A 16,120-nucleotide genomic window follows, 5' to 3' on the forward strand; every position below is an offset into this window, starting at 1 on the left:
CGCCGCCCGGGACGAATGGTCGTCCCGGGCGGCGGTGTTTTTGGGGTGGTCAGGACTGCTTGGGTTTGCGGGCGACGGCTATCGCGAGGGCCGTGCAGAGGGCGGCGGCGATGGCGGCGAAGCCGCTGACGGCGGGGAGGAGGCCGTAGTGCTGGACCAGGGCGCCGACGGCGACGATGGGGAGGGAGCTGCCGAGGTAGACGATGATCCACAGGGAGCTGAGTTCGGAGCCTCGGCGTTCCGGGTTCATCGCGGCGACGGCGGTGGTGAAGAGGGAGCGGAAGGCCACGCCCTGGCAGATGCCGCCGAGGACGCTGCCGATGAAGAGCAGCGCCGGGGTCTCGGTGTACTGGGCGGCGACGACCAGGGCGAGGCCGGCGGCGAGGCCGCCCATGCCGAGGGCGATGACCAGGCGGTCGGAGGTGGGCGGGACGAGGAGCTGGGCCAGTGCGGACGAGCCGAGCAGCAGGGCGGCCACGATCGCGCCGGTCAGGTGCGAGGAGGTGTGCAGCAGCTTGGCGGAGAAGGCCGGGGCGAGCGCCAGGTAGACGCCGAACACCGCGTACGAGATGAAGCCGGCCGAGGCGGCGAGCAGGAACTCGCGGCGGCCGGTGCGGGGCAGGGCGAGCCGGCGCGGGCGCAGGTGGGCCGGGGTGGTGATGCGGGGCGGGGTGGTCGGCGGGCGGTTGCGGCCGGGCATCCGCGGGTGGACGAGGGCCAGCGGCACGCAGAGCGCCAGCAGGGCGATGGCGTGCAGCAGGAAGGGCGTCAGCAGTGGGTCCGCGCCGTTGGCGAGCAGGGCGCCGACCACCGGGCCGAGCGCGACGCCGCCGGCGGAGCAGGCCAGAGTGAGCTTGGCGGCGAGCGTCGGGTGGTCGGGCAGCAGGTCGCCGAGGGCGGCCCCGGCGGCGCCGGTGGACAGGCCGACGGCGATGCCCTGGACGGCCCGGCCGGCGGCGAGCTGCCAGAAGCTGCCCGAGGTGGCGAACACGACGTCGCCGGCGGCGGCCAGGGCGACGGCGGGCAGGATCAGGGCGCGGCGGCCGAGGTGGTCGGACCAGTGGCCGACCACGGCGAGCACGGGGACCAGCGCGAACACGTAGATCGTGAAGAGGATCGTGGTGTCGAGCGGGCCGAGGCCGAGGCGCTGCTGGAGGAGCGGGTAGATCGGCGTCGCCAGGTTGGCGCCGATCAGCATCAGCAGCAGGGCGGCGGCGACCAGGCCGACGCGGACACCGCGTAGCGCGTTCCAGCGGCTGACCGCGGCGAGCTGGAGCTGGGCGCGGGGCGCGAGCTCCAGGGGAAGCAGGGCCTCCGAGAGTCGGCGTCCGTCGAGCTGCGCGGTGCGCAGGCCGGAGCCGGCGGGGGAGAGGTCCGCCATGTAAGGGATCTCCTGTGGCAGGGCACCACCGGGTCGGCGGGGTGTGCCGGCGCGCCCGTCCTGAGGCGCTGTGGTGGTGGCCGAGGTGCGGGGCTCCCTGGTGGAGCGGGTGAGCTGAGTGGGCCCCTCCTGCCCGGAGTCGGGCGGGGAGGGCGAAGGGCTTCATTGCCCGGTGGCCCGCGCGGGGTGTGCACGGTGCCAATGCGAAGGATAAAGGGTGGGCGCACGGTTGCGGCGCGCGCCCCTTGAGGCCGGGTATCGGGGGTGCCCGGCCTATACGCTGAGGTGGTGGATCGGGACGCTGAGCTGATAGGCGGACCGCTGGCTGAGGGAGAACGCACAACGATGGCCGGACGACGTCGGAAGAACGCCGGGGCTTCGCCGGGAGAGAGTGCGGCCGAGCCGGTTCTGCCCGCCGACCTGGAGCTTCAGGACCTCTACGGGGCGTTCGCCGCGCACGGGCTGGACGACGAGGACCTGGACGACGCGGCGGTCCTGGTACCGCCGGTGAAGCTGCCCGCCGAGGAGGAGCTGGCCGCCCTGGCGAAGGCCGTGCCGATGTTCGGGTACGCGCTGGCGCTGGCCCGCTGGGCCGCCCCGCACCGGGTGGTGGACGAGTTCGGCGACCTCGTGGAGGAGGACCGGGCGCCCGCGGCGCAGCTGCTGGGCCTGGCGCCCGCCGAGGGGGAGGTGCCGGAGGAGGCGGAGGTCGAGGCGATGCGGGCCTGGTCGCTGGCCTGCGACCTGGACCTGGTGGAGATCGGGACGACGGCGGCCGGTGAGCACGTCGCCGTGCCGGGCCCGGATCTGGAGCCCGCCGAGGAGGGTGACCCGGAGACCGTCCTTGAGCTGTGGCTGACCGCTGCCGGGATCGTCCGGGAGCTGGCCGTGGAGGCCGACTCGCTGCCGGAGGAGGAGGCCGCGCGGGCCGCCGAGGGCGGAGAGGCCGGGGAGGCCGTGGAGGGCGGTGAGGAGGACGAGGACGGTCTGAGCGAGGTCGAGGAGGCCCGGGACGCCGCCGCCGAGCTGCTGGACGAGGCGTTGCAGGTGCTGTACGAGACCACCGCCTTCGCCGATCCGGGCAACGAGACCGTGCCGCTGGGCGTGCTGGCCGCGCTGCTGGTGGTGCCGGAGGGCGAGGAGCCGAGCGAGGAGCTGCTGGGCGACATCACCGATGTGATGGTCGCACTGGACCCGATGCTGGGCGACCTGGCCGAGCTGGGCCTGCTGGAGTACCGGCCGATCGACCCGGAGCTGTTCGACGAGGAGGAGGGCCCGGAGGGCGAGGAGCCCGCCCTCGTCGGCGAGGCGCCGCTGGACGATGAGGAGTCGGCGCGCTTCGGGCTCGTCCGGCTCACCCCGCTCGGCCAGTACGGCATCCGGCAGTGGCTGCTGGAGGACGGCTACGACGCGCCGCTGGTCGGCGAGCTGGCCCAGGGCGACGCGGCCGAGCTGCTGCGCGCGGTGTGCGAGGCCGCCAACGTGCTGCCGGACGAGGAGCTGCGGGTCTGGATCACCGGCCGGGAGCCGGTGGCGGCGGCGCGCGAGCTGCTGGCGGCGGCGCGCGGCGACGACGCGTACGCCCCGATGCGGCGGATGCTCGGCGTCTCGGCGCTGAACATGCTGGGCGCGGCCGCCGAGCCGGCCGTGCGCGACGTGCTGGACGACCCCGAGCTGGGCGGCGCCGCCCGGGCCTGGCTGACCTCGAAGGGAGCGACGGACGTGCCGGTACCGGAGCGGACGATGGCGCTGTGGACGGTGGTCGACACCTTCGCCGCCCAGCTGCTGGACAGCGGCGGCGACGCCGAACTGCTGCGCGAGCTGATCGCGGACCTGCCGGTGACCGGCAACCCTGCGTCCTACTTCGGCGAGCTCTGGCGGGTCGACCACCCGTACACGGCGGACGTCCTGGAGGCCGTCGGGGAGCTGCACCTGGACCGGGCGGTGGCCAAGGAGGCGCGCAAGGCGGCCTTCAAGGCGCGGTCCAAGGGCTGACGGGCCGGGGGGGGGCTTCGACGGGCCGACGGGGGGCTTCGACGGGCTGATGGGCCGGCGGGTCAGGGGAGATCGAGGGAGCCGTCCTCGGCGAAGGGGAAGAACGGATTGTGGGCCAGCTCCCAGAGGTGGCCGTCCGGGTCCTCGAAGTAGCCGGAGTATCCGCCCCAGCTGGTCGGGACCGGCGGCTTGACCACCACGGCGCCGGCCTCGACCGCCGTCTTCAACGCGGCGTCCACCAGCGCGGGGGACTCCAGGTTCACCGCGAGGGTGACGCCGCGGAAGGCGGGCTCACCGGTGGCGGGCACGCCCGCGTCGGCGGCCAGCTCCTCGGTGGGGAAGAGGCCGAGCGCCGAGTCGGCGGTGCGGAACCAGACGATCTCCGGACTGGAGGCGGAGGACCGCCGCCAGCCCAGGTCCTCGTAGAAGCGGGCGCTGCGGTCGAGGTCGGAGACCCCGAGGGTGACGATGCTGATCCGGGCCGGGAAGTTGCTGTCTGCTGTCATGCCGCCAGGGTAGGGAGGGCGGCTGACAACCGCGCGTCCTGACACGGCCCGTGCCCGTTGGCGGCCGGGCGTCCCGACGCGGCCTGCGCCGATGCCCGGCACCCGAGCTGATGACCCGGCAGGTCCCGGGCACTAAGGTGGCGTCGGCGGTGCGGGCGCGAGGACTCGGGGGTGCGGCACAGGATGATGCGGGAGAGTGGCGGCAGGCCCCCGGAGTGGAACGTCGGACGGACGGACCCTGCGCGCGTCCCGGACCCGAGAAGCAGGGAGGAGCGTCTCGCCGCGGTGGAGGACTTCTCCCGCCGGACGGTGGCCGCGGCCGACTTCCCGGTGTACGGCGTGGTCGCGGGGCTGTCGCGCGGGGGCGGCGCGACGGGCGGCTGGGGCGAGGCGCTGGCCGCCTTCGAGACGTCCGGCGGCGAACTCGCCTGGGTCGAGGTGCAGTCCGGCGACTGGAGCTCGGTGGCCGGCCCGTACGTCAGCGTGCGCACCTACCGGCCGGACGCGGAGCGCGGCGAGGACCTGCCCGAGCTGGAGGACGTGGTCGAGGACGAACGGGACCGGGTCTACGACCACCTGGGGGTCGACGAGGGCGACGGGCCGGGCCGGGTGCGGGCGCTGCGCGAGTGGATCACCGTGGACGGCGAGCCGTACCCGGTGGAGGTGCACGAGGACCGGCCGGTGCTCTGGCCGGGCGCGTCGGCCGCCGACGGGGCCGCACCGGTCTGGGCCGGGCGGCTGCGGATCGGCGGGCTGACCGTGACGGTGTGCGGGCGCGGGGTGCCGCCCGGTGGCGTGGAGCTCGGGGGGATCGCGGACTTCGAGCCGTACCTGCGCGGCCGGGCCGAGCTGCTGGGCGAGCTGGCCGCCCGGCGGGCCCGGCAGGTCCCGGTGGAGGAGCGTGAACTGCCGCCCGCCGTCGGGCTGGAGGCGCACCGGGAGCTGATCGCGCAGAGCGTCGCCGCGTCCGCCGCCGTCGAGGCGCAGGTCCGGGCCGGGCGGACGCCGCGGCGCCCGCGCGGGGACGCCTACGAGGTGCGCTGGGAGGTGGCGGTGCGCCAGCAGATGCGGCTCGCCACCGAGACCCGGGAGGAGGCGGCGACGGCGCTGACCGCGATGGTCAACCACCTCAACCGGCTTGCCCGGCACACGCATTGGCTGATCGGCACGCCGGAGGGCGGGGCGGCCGTCGAGGAGGTCGTCCGGTACACGGTGTTCGCCAGTGAGGTGGCGAGCCTGCCGGCGCAGCGGGCCTGGGAGCAGCTCTGGCGGGAGCGGCGGGGCGGCGGGCCGGAGGTCTGGGAGGAGCACCGGCTCGCCGAGCAGCTGTGGCTGTCGGCCTGGGAGCAGTGGCGGACGACGCGGTCGGGGTGACCCTCGGCGGGGCGCCGTGGGTCGGGGTGACCCCCCGGCGGGGCGTCTCAGGCAAAGCGGAGGTCATGTGTCGGTCATCGGTTGGCAAATGGCCGCCTGGGCGTGAGGTGGACGTCATGCCTGGTTCATCCCCGCGGCGGAGTCTGCTGGGCGTCGACGCCCCGTCTCGACGCCCCGCCCGCCGGGCACCGGGCCCGCCCCCGGTCCGGCGGCCGATTCCTCAGGAGTTGCTGCCATGCCGCTGTCCCGCCGGGACTTCGTCAACCGTTCCACCCTCGTCGGGGCCGGCGTGCTGATCGCCGGCAGCGCGGAGGCGCTGGCCAGCGCCCCGGGCGCGATCGCCGCCCCGGCCGGCGGCGAGCTGCCGGCCGCGTCCGCGGCGGGTGACACCGGTGCGGTGCGCGCCGCCATCGGCTACGGCCCGCTGGTGCAGGACCCGGCCGGGCTGCTGTCGCTGCCCAAGGGCTTCGCGTACAAGGTCGTCAACCGCGCCGGCGTCACCCGGCTGCGCACCGGCGAGTTCACCCCGAGCAACCACGACGGCACCTCCGCCTTCGAGGACGAGCGCGGCGGCAACCTGATGGTCGTCAACCACGAGCTGTCCGGTGCCCGCGCCAACTGGCCGTACCCGGTGCCGCTGACCGAGGGCCACGTCTACGACCCGGGCGCGGCCGGCGGCTGCACCATCGTGCACGCCAAGCGGAACGGCTCGGTCGAGCAGTGGGTCGGCATCGCCGGCACCTCCACCAACTGCGCGGGCGGCGTGACCCCGTGGGGCACCTGGCTGTCCGGCGAGGAGACCGAGGACAAGGCCGGCAAGAACGGCTTCACCAAGGACCACGGGTACATCTTCGAGGTCGACCCGTTCGACGACGACTACAACCGCGACCCGCAGCCGGTGAAGGCCTTCGGCCGGTACGCGCACGAGGCCGTCGTGGTGGACCCGAAGCGCGGCCACGTCTACCTGACCGAGGACGCCTCGAACCCCAACGGCCTGCTGTTCCGCTGGACCCCGCCGGCCGGCTTCAAGCACGGCCGCTACCAGCTGCGCAAGCTGGCCGCCGACGCGGGCGTGCTGGAGGCCTTCAAGGTGTTCGACGCCCAGGGCAAGTTCGTCGACGACCTCTCCCGCGCCACCAAGGTCGGCACCACCTATGGCGCGGACTGGGTCAAGGTCCAGGACCGCGACGCCAGGACCGTCTCGATCCGCAAGCAGTTCAAGGACGGCGAGGTCACCCGCGCCCGCAAGCTGGAGGGCATGTGGTGGGGTGACGGCGGCTTCTACTTCGTCTCCAGCTTCGCCCGCTCGGAGAGCCCGGTGCAGCACGACGGCCAGGTCTGGTTCTACAACCCGACCCGCCGCACCATCACCCTGAAGGTGCTGCTCGGCGTCAACACCGACGTCTGGGGCGACCACGACAACTTCGACGGCCCGGACAACATCACCGTCTCGCCGTACGGCGGCATCGTGATCGCCGAGGACGGCGAGGGCGTGTCGCACCTGTTCGGCGCCACCGAGGACGGGCTGACCTACTCCATCGCCCGCAACGAGCTGAACATCGGCACCGCCGAGAAGCCGGAGTTCAGCGAGTTCACCGGGGTGACCTTCTCGGACGACGGCAAGACCCTCTTCGCCAACATCCAGACCCCGGGCATCCAGCTGGCCATCACCGGCCCGTGGCACCGGCTGAACGAGCACAAGCGCGGCCAGGGCTACGGCGAGTGACGTAGCGGGTGTCGAAGGGGCTGCCCGCGGTCATTCGTCCGCGGGCAGCCTCAGTTGCAGCATCGCCAGCAGGCGCTGCTGCGGCTGGGCGAGGTCGATGCCGGTCAACTGCTCGGCGCGGCGCACCCGGTAGCGCAGGGTGTTGGGGTGGATGTGCAGGGCGTCCGCGGCGACCCGGACCTCGCCGAGCGCGTCCAGCCAGGCCAGCACCGACTCGGCGAGCCGGGTGCCGTGCCGGCGGTCGTACGCGGCGAGCGCGGTGAGCCGGGGGTCGCGCAGGCCGGAGCGCTCCTGGAGCAGCGCGAGCATCTCGCTGACCAGCACCTCGGCCTGGACGTCGATCAGCGCCGCCACGTCGAGGTCCACCCCGCCGCGGCTCATCGCGTCCAGGATGCGGTCCGCCTGCGCGCGGGAGTCCGGCACCTGGGCCAGGCCGTCCACGGTCGAGCCGATCGCGGCGCGCAGCGGGACGCCGAGGTGCTCCCGGGCGGCCGCCACCACCTCGTCCGCCCAGCCGCGCACGGTGGCCATCGGCAGGCCGGGCGGGAGCTCGGGCAGCAGCACGTACACCCGGGACTCGATCGGGGCGAGCAAGGCGGTGCGGTGCCGGGCGGCGGTGTGCACCGAGATCAGGCCGGTGACGTCGGAGCGGTGCAGCGCCTCGGTGGTGTGCGCGCTGTAGGCGAGCACGGTGGCCGGGCGGCGCAGGTCCAGACCCAGGTGGGTGGCGAGCGACTGCGGGCCGGTGGAGCCCTCCAGCAGGCCGGTGAGCAGCGTCCGGGTGAGCCGCATGTCGGCGGACAACTCGCGTCGGCGGCGCATCAGTTGGGCGGCGGCCACCCGGGCGGCGCCGACCAGGGCCTGATCGGCGAGCGGTGCCAGCGGCTGCGCCCCCTCCTGCACCCAGATGGTGCCGAGCGGCTGCGCCCCGGCCCGGATGCCGATCGCCAGGCGGCGGCGCAGGCCGAGTTCGGGGTGCGGTTCGACCGCGATCGGGGCGTCCGAGGTGCGCAGGTGCTGGAAGATGCCCCACTCGCGGAGCTTGGACAGGTACGGCTCGGGGCCCTGCCAGCCGAGGATGGAGAGCCGGCGCAGGTCGTCGACCTCGTCCGAGTCGGAGGAGCGGGAGTACGCCAGCACCCGGCTGGAGGTGTCCTCGATCGAGACGATGCCGTTGGTGAGCACGGCGACGGTCTGGGCGAGGGAGAAGAGGTCGCCCGCGTTGGGTTCGGGGGCGCCGGGGGTGTCCGGGGCGTCCGGGCCGGCGATGATCGCGCGGGCCAGCGAGTCGAGGTGCTCCCAGCGGGTCTCACGGCGCACCGAGAGCAGGGCGACGCCCGCCTCGGTGGCGGCCTCGCGCAGTGCGTCCGCCTGGCCGGGGCCGTCCAGTTTGACCGCGACCGCCGCGGCGCCGGCCCGCCCGGCGGCGCGCAGGGCGGGGAGGGCGGCGCGGCCGCGGGCGCCGATCGCGAGGACGAGTTCGCCGGGGGCGGCGGTCGGCGGGTCCTCCGGGTCGAGGATCGCGACGTCGCGGACCGGGACGTCCAGGCCCTGCGGGGCGGCCTGGAGTTCGACCAGGGGTTCGCCGAGGGACATCAGCAGCTGGCGGAGCGGGAGGCCGGAGGTGGGCGGGAGTCCGGGGGAGCCTGGGAGGCCGGGGGTCGTCATCGGGCCTCCTTCATCCGCTCGGACAATGCCGTGTGGTTGATTTTAGCCGGGCGGACAGAGTCGCGGCCCGGCTTTCGTAAATAGTTGACTCTGACTATTCAGAAGTGGATAGTCAGTACTGACCAAGAGATGAGGACGTCTCGTGGCGAAGCGACGCAAGGTGTCGAACCCGCTGGCCCTCGCGGTCCTGGCCGAACTCGTGGCCGGGCCGATGCACCCGTACGAGATGGGGCGCCGGCTCAAGGAGCACGGCAAGGACCGCAACATCAAGTACAACCGCAGCTCGCTGTACATGGTCGTGGAGCAGCTGCGGAAGGCCGGGTTCGTCGCCGAACAGGAGACCGTCCGCGACACCCAGCGACCGGAGCGCACCGTCTACGCCGTCACCCCCGAGGGCCGGGCGGAGCTCACCGACTGGATGCGCGAACTCGTCGCCGAACCGCAGCACGAGTACCCCGCGTTCGGGGTCGCGCTGTCGCTGCTCATGGTGGTCCCGCCGGCCGAGGCCGTGGAACTGCTGGAACAGCGGCGGGCCGCGCTGGCCGCCGAGGTGGCGGGCATCCGGGCGGCCCTGCGGAAGGCCTCGGACGACGGCGTGGCCTGGATCTTCCTGATCGAGGAGGAGCACCGGGTCGGCGCGCTGGAGGCCGAGGGCCGCTTCGTCGAGCACCTCGTCGGTCGACTCAAGGCGCCGGAGTTCATCCGGACCTGGCACGAGATCTTCGGGAGTCTGGAATGAGTACGAGCAACGGGGAGAAGAGGGCCCTCGTCATCGGCGGCGGCATCGCCGGACCGGTGACGGCACTGGCCCTGCGCAAGGCCGGCGTCGAAGCCGTCGTCTTCGAGGCCTACGAGTCCTCCGCCGAAGGCATCGGCGGCACCTTCATGATCGCCCCCAACGGGCTCGACGCCCTGGCGACCGTCGGGCTCGGGGCGGAGGTCGGCGCGATCGGACAGCCGATCGGCCCGATGCTGATCGAGGACGGCCGGGGCGGCGTGCTGGCCGAGTTCGCCGGCCTCCCCGACCTGCCGCCCGGCCGGGTCATGCGCCGCGCCGAACTGTACGAGGTGCTCCAGCGGCGGCTGCGCGAGAGCGGCATCGAAGTCCGCTACGGCAAACGGCTGGTCGGCGCCGAGGAGGGCGCCGACGGCATCACCGCCCGCTTCGCCGACGGCGACACCGCCACCGGCGACCTGCTGATCGGCACCGACGGCACCCGCTCCACCGTCCGCACCCTGATCGACCCGGCCGCACCCGGCGCGCAGTACACCGGCCTGCTCGGCGTCGGCGGCTACAGCCCGCACCGGCTGCCCGGCCGGGCCGGACGCGGCGAGACCATGCACTTCGCCAACGGCGCCCGCGCCTTCTTCGGCTACTGGGGGCTGCCGGACGGCGCCGGGACGGCCTGGTTCAGCAACATCCCGCAGCCCGAACAGCTGACCGCCGAGCAGGTCCGCGCCGTCAGCCCGGAGGAGTGGCTGCGCCGGGTCCGCGACCTGCACGCCGACGACCTGCCCGCCCGGGACGTGCTGCGCGAGGCCGCCGCCGACACCGTCGAGGTCTTCCCGCGGCTGGAGATCATGCCGTCCGTCCCGCACTGGTACCGCGGCCGGATGGTGCTGGTCGGCGACAGCGCGCACGCCCCCTCCAACAGCTCCGGCCAGGGCGTCTCGCTGGCCGTCGAGAGCGCCGTCGAACTCGCCCGCTGCCTGCGGGACCTGCCCGACCACACCGCCGCCTTCGCCGCCTACGAGGCGCTGCGCCGGCCCCGGGTCGAGAAGATCGCCGCCAACGCGGCGCGCACCAACAACCAGAAGTCCTCCGGGCCGGTCGGCCGGGCGCTGTTCCGGCTGCTCGCGCCGATCGCGATGCGGACCTTCCTGAGCCCGGAGAAGATGCTCCGCCCGGTGCACGGCCACCGGATCGACTGGGACCGGCCGGTGCTCCCGGTGGCCTCCGGCGCGACGGGCCGTCAACGGCGCGCCGTGACCGCGCCGTGACTGCGCCGTGACCCCTTCGTCGGGCCGGACAACGCCGTACGGGGGAATTTAGCCGCCCGGCCAATCAAGTGGGCCGGGCGGCTGGAATAGCGTTACTTCAGGTCGACGTGTGATCACGTCGGAGCTCACTGCAACCTCTCGCAAGGAGAGCGTGCGCTCTGTGACTCCTCCCCTGGCGCGCCAGGGGCTTCTCACTCGGCCGAGCCGGCCTCATGACGGACAAGCCCTGCCCGATGCCTAAGGCATGTCGCAGAGCGTAGCAGTGTGGAAACTCTCCGCGCTGATGAATCTAGGAATCGCAGGAGCATTGATGGACGCTGTGACCCAGGTCCCCGCGCCGGTGAACGAGCCGGTCCACAGCTACGCCCCGGGCAGCCCGGAACGGGCCCGTCTGGAGGCCAAGCTGAAGGAGCTGGGCGGCCAGGAGCCGGTCCAGCTGACCATGACGATCAACGGTGAGCACCGCATGGGCGGCGGCGCCGAGATCCACGTCGTCCAGCCGCACAACCACGCGGCGAGGCTCGGCACCCTGCGCAACGCCACCCAGGCCGACGCGCAGGAGGCCATCGACACTGCCCTGGCCGCGGCCCCGGCCTGGCAGGCGCTCTCCTTCGACTCCCGCGCCGCGATCTTCCTCAAGGCCGCCGACCTGCTGGCCGGCCCCTGGCGCGAGACCCTGGCCGCCGCCACCATGCTCGGCCAGTCCAAGACCGCCCAGCAGGCCGAGATCGACACGCCCTGCGAGCTGGTCGACTTCCTGCGCTTCAACGTGCACTTCGCCCGCCAGATCATGGCCGAGCAGCCGATCTCCTCGGACGGCGTGTGGAACCGCAGCGACCACCGCCCGCTGGAGGGCTTCGTCTACGCGATCACCCCGTTCAACTTCACCGCGATCGCCGGCAACCTGCCGACCGCGCCCGCGCTGATGGGCAACGTGGTGCTCTGGAAGCCGTCCCCGACCCAGCAGTACTCCGCGCACCTGCTGATGCAGCTGCTGGAGGAGGCCGGCCTGCCCAAGGGCGTCATCAACATGGTGACCGGCGACGGCCTGGACGTCTCCGCCGTGGCGCTCAAGCACCCGGCGCTGGCCGGCATCCACTTCACCGGCTCCACCGCCACCTTCCAGCACCTGTGGCGCTCCGTCGGCGAGAACATCGCCGGCTACCGCACCTACCCGCGGATCGTCGGCGAGACCGGCGGCAAGGACTTCCTGGTCGCCCACCCGTCCGCCGACCCGGCCGTGCTGAAGACCGCGATGACCCGCGGCGCCTTCGAATTCCAGGGCCAGAAGTGCTCGGCGCTCTCCCGCGCCTACGTCCCGGCCTCGATCTGGGCCGGCCTCAAGGACGAGTTCGCCGCCGAGGTCGAGGGCCTCACCATGGGCGACGTCACCGACCTGGCGAACTTCATGTCCGCCGTCATCGACGACCGCGCCTTCGCCAAGAACAAGGCCGCCATCGACCGCGCCCAGGCCGACCCCGCGGTCGAGGTCCTGGCCGGCGGCACCTACGACGACTCGGTCGGCTACTTCGTCCGCCCGACCGTCCTCGTCTGCGAGGACCCGGCGTCCGAGTACTTCCGCGAGGAGTACTTCGGCCCGATCCTCGCCGTGCACGTCTACCAGGACGACAAGTACGACGAGATGCTGGCCCAGATGGAGTCGGCCTCCGCCTACGGCCTGACCGGCGCGATCATCGCCCAGGACCGCGCGGCCGCCCAGGACGCCATGCACAAGCTGCGCTTCGCGGCCGGCAACTTCTACATCAACGACAAGCCGACCGGCGCCGTCGTCGGCCAGCAGCCCTTCGGTGGCGGCCGGGCCTCCGGCACCAACGACAAGGCCGGTGCCAAGCAGAACCTGGCGCGGTGGACCTCGACCCGCTCGGTCAAGGAGACCTTCGTCCCGCCGACGGACTACCGCTACCCGCACATGGGCTGAGTGCCCCTCCTGACCGTTCCGGTCGCCTGACCGTCTCGGTCACGTGGCCGAGACGGTCACCTGACCGTTCCAGTCACCCGACCGCTCCGGTCGCCTGACCACTGCGGTCGCCTGACCACTGCGGTCACCCGCGACGCCCGGCCCCGCAGCCGGGCGTCGCCCGCCGGGGCGGCGGTGCCACGTACCCGCCGCCCGCCGCCCCGGCCCCCCTTCTGCCACCCTTAGAAGCACCAGCTCCAGGAGTCACGATGCTCCGTTCCGCCCTTCTCGCGGCCTCCCGGTCGCCGCAGGTCCGCACCGTGGTCGAGAAGTTCCCGCCGACCCACGCGATAGTCGAGCGCTTCGTCGCCGGTGACGTCCTCGACGACGCCGTCACCGCCACCGACGACCTGATCGCCACCGGCCGCAAGGTCACCCTCGACCACCTCGGCGAGGACACCCAGGACGCCGCCCAGGCCGCCGGCACCGCCGAGGCCTACGAGCACCTGCTCACGGCGCTCAAGGAGACCGGCCTCGCGGCCGGCGCCGAGGTGTCGGTCAAGCTGTCGGCCGTCGGCCAGTTCCTCCCGGTGGACGGCGAGAAGATCGCGCTGGAGAACGCCCGCCGCATCTGCGAGGCCGCCGCCGACGCCGGCACCACGGTGACCCTCGACATGGAGGACCACACCACCACCGACTCCACCCTCGCCATCGCGCGCGAGCTGCGGGCCGACTTCCCCTGGCTGGGCGTCGTGCTCCAGGCCTACCTGCGCCGCACCGAGGCCGACTGCCGCGAGTTCTCCGGCCCCGGCTCGCGCGTGCGCCTGTGCAAGGGCGCCTACAAGGAGCCCGAGTCGGTCGCCTTCCAGGGCAAGCACGACGTCGACCTCGCGTACGTCCGCGCGCTCAAGGTCCTGATGGCCGGCGAGGGCTACCCGATGATCGCCTCGCACGACCCCAACATGATCAAGATCGCCGGCCAGCTCGCCCAGTGGAACGGCCGCAAGCGCGACTCCTTCGAGTACCAGATGCTGTTCGGCATCCGCCCCGAGGAGCAGCTGCGCCTCGCCGGCGAGGGCAACACCATGCGCGTGTACCTGCCCTACGGCCAGGAGTGGTACGGCTACTTCATGCGCCGCCTCGCCGAGCGCCCGGCCAACCTCACCTTCTTCCTGCGCGCCATGGCCACCCGCGGCTGACCCGCGCGCACCCGCACGACGACGGCCCGCACCCCCGGTGGAAGGGGGGTGCGGGCCGTTTGTCGCGTTTCCGGGACTTCTAGAGGAAGTCCTTGGTGTCCAACTCGAACTCGAACGGGGCGGGGAGGGCGAGTGGTTCGCCGAAGGCTGCCAGGTGCACCTCGGTGTACTCGTCGCGGTGGGGATTGCTGAAGAGGCTGACCTGGGCCCGCTCGCGGTCGATCAGGAGGTACAGCGGGATCGCGGCGCGGGCGTAGCAGTGGCGTTTGGCGATGCGGTCCTGGTCGGGCTTGCTGGAGGTGACCTCCGCGACCATCGCGACGCCGTCGGGCTCCATCCATGGCGGCGCGTCGCGGAAGAGGCGGAGTTCCTCCGGGACGAACGTGGCGTCCGGGATGACGTGGTCGGAAGGGTGTCCTCCGTGGCTGGCGAGGCGAAGGCCTTTGTTGGCGGACATCTGCATATCCGCAGCCGCCCTGTGGAACACCTGGTCGGTCACGTGGCTGAGGATGTCCTCGTGATCGCCGTCGGGGGGAAGCCCGATCAGGATCTCGCCGACGACAAGTTCGGCTCGAAGGCCTTCGGGAGTGTCCAGAGCCAGGAAGAGTTCCAGCAGGATGGCGCTATCCGCCGTGTTCATGAGCAACCCCTTGGTTGGACGCGCCAACAGAATAGGTGAGCTCGGAGTGGCACGTCGGGTGGATGGATGACGATCGCTCAATGGGGTGAGGCGGCGGCCCGGGACGGCGACGTGCTGGTGATCGAGGAGTAGCGAACTCCCTTACAGCGGCCGGTGCATGACGTGCAGGCCGACGTAGCCGTCGACGGGGTGGTGGAAGGCTTCGGGGACGGTGCCGACGATGTCGAAGCCGAGGGATTGGTAGAGCTTCACGGCGTGGTGGTTGTTGGCGACCACGGCGTTGAACTGCATGGCGCGGTAGCCGTTGGTGCGGGCCCAGTCGAGGGTGTACTCGACCAGGGCCCGCCCGATGCCGCGGCCGTGGTGCGCCGGGTCGACCAGGTAGCTGGCGCTGGCCACGTGCGCGCCGTTGCCGGGGCGGTTGCGGGTCATGTTGGCGGTGCCGACGACCGTGCCGGCCTCGTCCACCGCGACCACCGTGCGATGGGGTGCGGCGAGCATCCACCACTCCCGGCCGAGGTCGGAGGAGAGGTCGAGGGGGTAGGGGAACGTCTCGCCGGCGGCGATGACGGTGTGGAAGAAGGGCCAGACGGCAGGCCAGTCCTCGGGGGTGGCTTCGCGGATGAGCATCCGCTCAGCATGATCCGCGGCCGGAGGGGCCTGCCACTGGTTTTCGATCGGTTCTCGATGCGCGGCGTTTCCGGTGCGGCCGCTTCCGGTGCGGCCGGTCAGCTCAGGACGGCGTCCTCGACCAGGGCGGCCGCGTGGGCCTGGCCCTTGGCGTTGGGGTGCACCAGGGCGTAGCGCAGCGGGATGATGCTGGTCAGCACGCCGTCCAGCCAGTGGTCCTGGTCGCACACGCTGTGGCCGGTGGTGGAGGGGTAGAGGTCGACGAAGGTGTCGCCGTGGGCGGTGGTCCGCTGGGCGATGATCGCGTTGAGCGGTTCCAGGATGGCCGTCCGCGCCCAGGCGAGGTCGCCGGTGGTGAAGGTGGCGAACTGCTCCAGGTTGCCGTAGGTGCAGCGGGTGGCGTCCTCGGGGACGAGGTGGGGGTAGCCGACGGCCAGCAGCCGCGCGGACGGGGCCTTGGCGTGCAGGGCGCCGAGCATCTGGTCGAAGTCGCCGCGCAGTTGGTTGAAGCGGTCGGGCAGGCTCGCGTCGAACTTGTCCTTGCAGGGTGTGCCCTGGCCGAGGACCGCGGCGCCGAGTTCGATGCAGCCCTTGAGGATCTCGGCGAAGCCGAGGGTGTTGCCGCCGATCTCGACGGTGATCACGTCGGCGCCCGGGGAGACGGCGTCGATCTGCGACGGGACCGGTGGGAAGGGGGCGCCGGGGTTGGTCCCGAGCGGCGGGAGCGGGCGGCCGGGCGGGGCTTCCTTGGTCTGGTAGACGTCCTTGGCGGTGGCGCCGGCACAGCTGACGTTGCGCAGCTCGACCAGGGGGCCGAGGCCGCGGCGGATCAGCTCGGGGTAGGAGCCGGTGGTGCGGGCGCAGCCGTCGCGGGGTTCGGTCTCGTCGCCGGCGGCCTCGACGAAGCCGGCCGTGTAGGAGTCGCCCAGTGCGGCCCAGGCGAGCGTCCGGACGCGGCCGGACGGCTCGGCGGCGGCCTGGGCGGTGGACGGGGTGATCAGGCCGGCGGTGAGCGCGACGGCGGTGCCGGCGACGGCGAGGCGGGACAGGAAGCGTGGCACGGTCTCTCCCTCAACGAGTGC

The 16,120-nt window shown here is 72.9% G+C and carries 13 protein-coding genes; 7 read left to right on the forward strand and 6 right to left on the reverse strand.

The features are described from left to right. Nucleotides 1–49: 49 nt before the first annotated feature. Nucleotides 50–1,381, reverse strand: a complete 1,332-nt coding sequence (locus AB0R04_RS07230; protein WP_363368937.1) for an MFS transporter — start codon at nt 1,379–1,381, stop codon at nt 50–52. A gap of 345 nt (nt 1,382–1,726) precedes the next feature. Between AB0R04_RS07230 and AB0R04_RS07235 the strand changes: the two genes are divergently transcribed. Beyond that, a complete protein-coding gene (locus AB0R04_RS07235; protein ID WP_363368939.1) occupies nt 1,727–3,376 on the forward strand; it encodes a hypothetical protein in 1,650 nt (549 codons plus the stop codon). A gap of 62 nt (nt 3,377–3,438) precedes the next feature. On the opposite strand, the gene AB0R04_RS07240 is transcribed toward AB0R04_RS07235, so the two are convergent. After that, nucleotides 3,439–3,882 carry a VOC family protein gene (locus tag AB0R04_RS07240; RefSeq protein WP_363368941.1) on the reverse strand — a complete coding sequence of 148 codons (444 nt, stop codon included), beginning with the start codon at nt 3,880–3,882 and terminating at the stop codon, nt 3,439–3,441. A 285-nt stretch (nt 3,883–4,167) separates the two neighbouring features. On the opposite strand from AB0R04_RS07240, the gene AB0R04_RS07245 reads away from it, so the two are divergent. Continuing rightward, nucleotides 4,168–5,256 (forward strand): hypothetical protein, encoded by a 1,089-nt coding sequence (locus AB0R04_RS07245; protein WP_363368943.1) that lies wholly within the window; start codon nt 4,168–4,170, stop codon nt 5,254–5,256. A gap of 235 nt (nt 5,257–5,491) precedes the next feature. Next, the gene (locus AB0R04_RS07250; RefSeq protein ID WP_363368945.1) at nt 5,492–6,982 is read left to right on the forward strand and encodes an alkaline phosphatase PhoX; all 1,491 of its coding nucleotides are present in this window, start codon (nt 5,492–5,494) and stop codon (nt 6,980–6,982) included. Between the two features lie 30 nt (nt 6,983–7,012). Here the strand turns inward: AB0R04_RS07250 and AB0R04_RS07255 are convergent, their stop codons facing one another. After that, the gene (locus AB0R04_RS07255; RefSeq protein ID WP_363368947.1) at nt 7,013–8,650 is read right to left on the reverse strand and encodes a helix-turn-helix domain-containing protein; all 1,638 of its coding nucleotides are present in this window, start codon (nt 8,648–8,650) and stop codon (nt 7,013–7,015) included. 142 nt (nt 8,651–8,792) lie between these two features. On the opposite strand from AB0R04_RS07255, the gene AB0R04_RS07260 reads away from it, so the two are divergent. The 4 genes from AB0R04_RS07260 (at nt 8,793) to AB0R04_RS07275 (ending at nt 13,768) form a co-directional block, all read left to right on the forward strand. Next, nucleotides 8,793–9,389 carry a PadR family transcriptional regulator gene (locus AB0R04_RS07260; RefSeq protein WP_363368949.1) on the forward strand — a complete coding sequence of 199 codons (597 nt, stop codon included), beginning with the start codon at nt 8,793–8,795 and terminating at the stop codon, nt 9,387–9,389. Beyond that, complete coding sequence (locus AB0R04_RS07265; RefSeq protein WP_363368951.1) at nt 9,386–10,651, forward strand: FAD-dependent monooxygenase; 1,266 nt, start codon at nt 9,386–9,388, stop codon at nt 10,649–10,651. Before AB0R04_RS07260 ends, AB0R04_RS07265 begins: the two co-directional genes overlap by 4 nt. A gap of 310 nt (nt 10,652–10,961) precedes the next feature. Next, nucleotides 10,962–12,590, forward strand: a complete 1,629-nt coding sequence (gene pruA / locus AB0R04_RS07270) for an L-glutamate gamma-semialdehyde dehydrogenase (protein ID WP_063349536.1) — start codon at nt 10,962–10,964, stop codon at nt 12,588–12,590. A 248-nt stretch (nt 12,591–12,838) separates the two neighbouring features. Continuing rightward, complete coding sequence (locus AB0R04_RS07275; protein ID WP_063349537.1) at nt 12,839–13,768, forward strand: proline dehydrogenase family protein; 930 nt, start codon at nt 12,839–12,841, stop codon at nt 13,766–13,768. Between the two features lie 79 nt (nt 13,769–13,847). Here the strand turns inward: AB0R04_RS07275 and AB0R04_RS07280 are convergent, their stop codons facing one another. From AB0R04_RS07280 to AB0R04_RS07290, 3 genes are all read right to left on the reverse strand, one after another. Further along, a complete protein-coding gene (locus tag AB0R04_RS07280; RefSeq protein WP_363368953.1) occupies nt 13,848–14,408 on the reverse strand; it encodes a Uma2 family endonuclease in 561 nt (186 codons plus the stop codon). A gap of 141 nt (nt 14,409–14,549) precedes the next feature. Beyond that, nucleotides 14,550–15,038 carry a GNAT family N-acetyltransferase gene (locus tag AB0R04_RS07285; protein WP_363368956.1) on the reverse strand — a complete coding sequence of 163 codons (489 nt, stop codon included), beginning with the start codon at nt 15,036–15,038 and terminating at the stop codon, nt 14,550–14,552. Nucleotides 15,039–15,136: 98 nt separating this feature from the next. Next, nucleotides 15,137–16,099, reverse strand: coding sequence for an SGNH/GDSL hydrolase family protein (locus tag AB0R04_RS07290; RefSeq protein ID WP_363368958.1), 963 nt, complete (start codon nt 16,097–16,099; stop codon nt 15,137–15,139). Nucleotides 16,100–16,120: the final 21 nt, after the last annotated feature.

Source organism: Kitasatospora sp. NPDC056731 (genome assembly GCF_040687675.1).
Classification (GTDB): Bacteria; Actinomycetota; Actinomycetes; order Streptomycetales; family Streptomycetaceae; genus Kitasatospora.

What these genes read in the sequence shown, in the direction of transcription:
- AB0R04_RS07230 (WP_363368937.1), bottom strand. Translation starts at nt 1,381, where the DNA reads ATGGCGGACCTCTCCCCCGCCGGCTCCGGCCTGCGCACCGCGCAGCTC.
- AB0R04_RS07235 (WP_363368939.1), top strand. Translation starts at nt 1,727, where the DNA reads ATGGCCGGACGACGTCGGAAGAACGCCGGGGCTTCGCCGGGAGAGAGT.
- AB0R04_RS07240 (WP_363368941.1), bottom strand. Translation starts at nt 3,882, where the DNA reads ATGACAGCAGACAGCAACTTCCCGGCCCGGATCAGCATCGTCACCCTC.
- AB0R04_RS07250 (WP_363368945.1), top strand. Translation starts at nt 5,492, where the DNA reads ATGCCGCTGTCCCGCCGGGACTTCGTCAACCGTTCCACCCTCGTCGGG.
- AB0R04_RS07255 (WP_363368947.1), bottom strand. Translation starts at nt 8,650, where the DNA reads ATGACGACCCCCGGCCTCCCAGGCTCCCCCGGACTCCCGCCCACCTCC.
- AB0R04_RS07265 (WP_363368951.1), top strand. Translation starts at nt 9,386, where the DNA reads ATGAGTACGAGCAACGGGGAGAAGAGGGCCCTCGTCATCGGCGGCGGC.
- pruA (WP_063349536.1), top strand. Translation starts at nt 10,962, where the DNA reads ATGGACGCTGTGACCCAGGTCCCCGCGCCGGTGAACGAGCCGGTCCAC.
- AB0R04_RS07275 (WP_063349537.1), top strand. Translation starts at nt 12,839, where the DNA reads ATGCTCCGTTCCGCCCTTCTCGCGGCCTCCCGGTCGCCGCAGGTCCGC.
- AB0R04_RS07280 (WP_363368953.1), bottom strand. Translation starts at nt 14,408, where the DNA reads ATGAACACGGCGGATAGCGCCATCCTGCTGGAACTCTTCCTGGCTCTG.
- AB0R04_RS07285 (WP_363368956.1), bottom strand. Translation starts at nt 15,038, where the DNA reads ATGCTCATCCGCGAAGCCACCCCCGAGGACTGGCCTGCCGTCTGGCCC.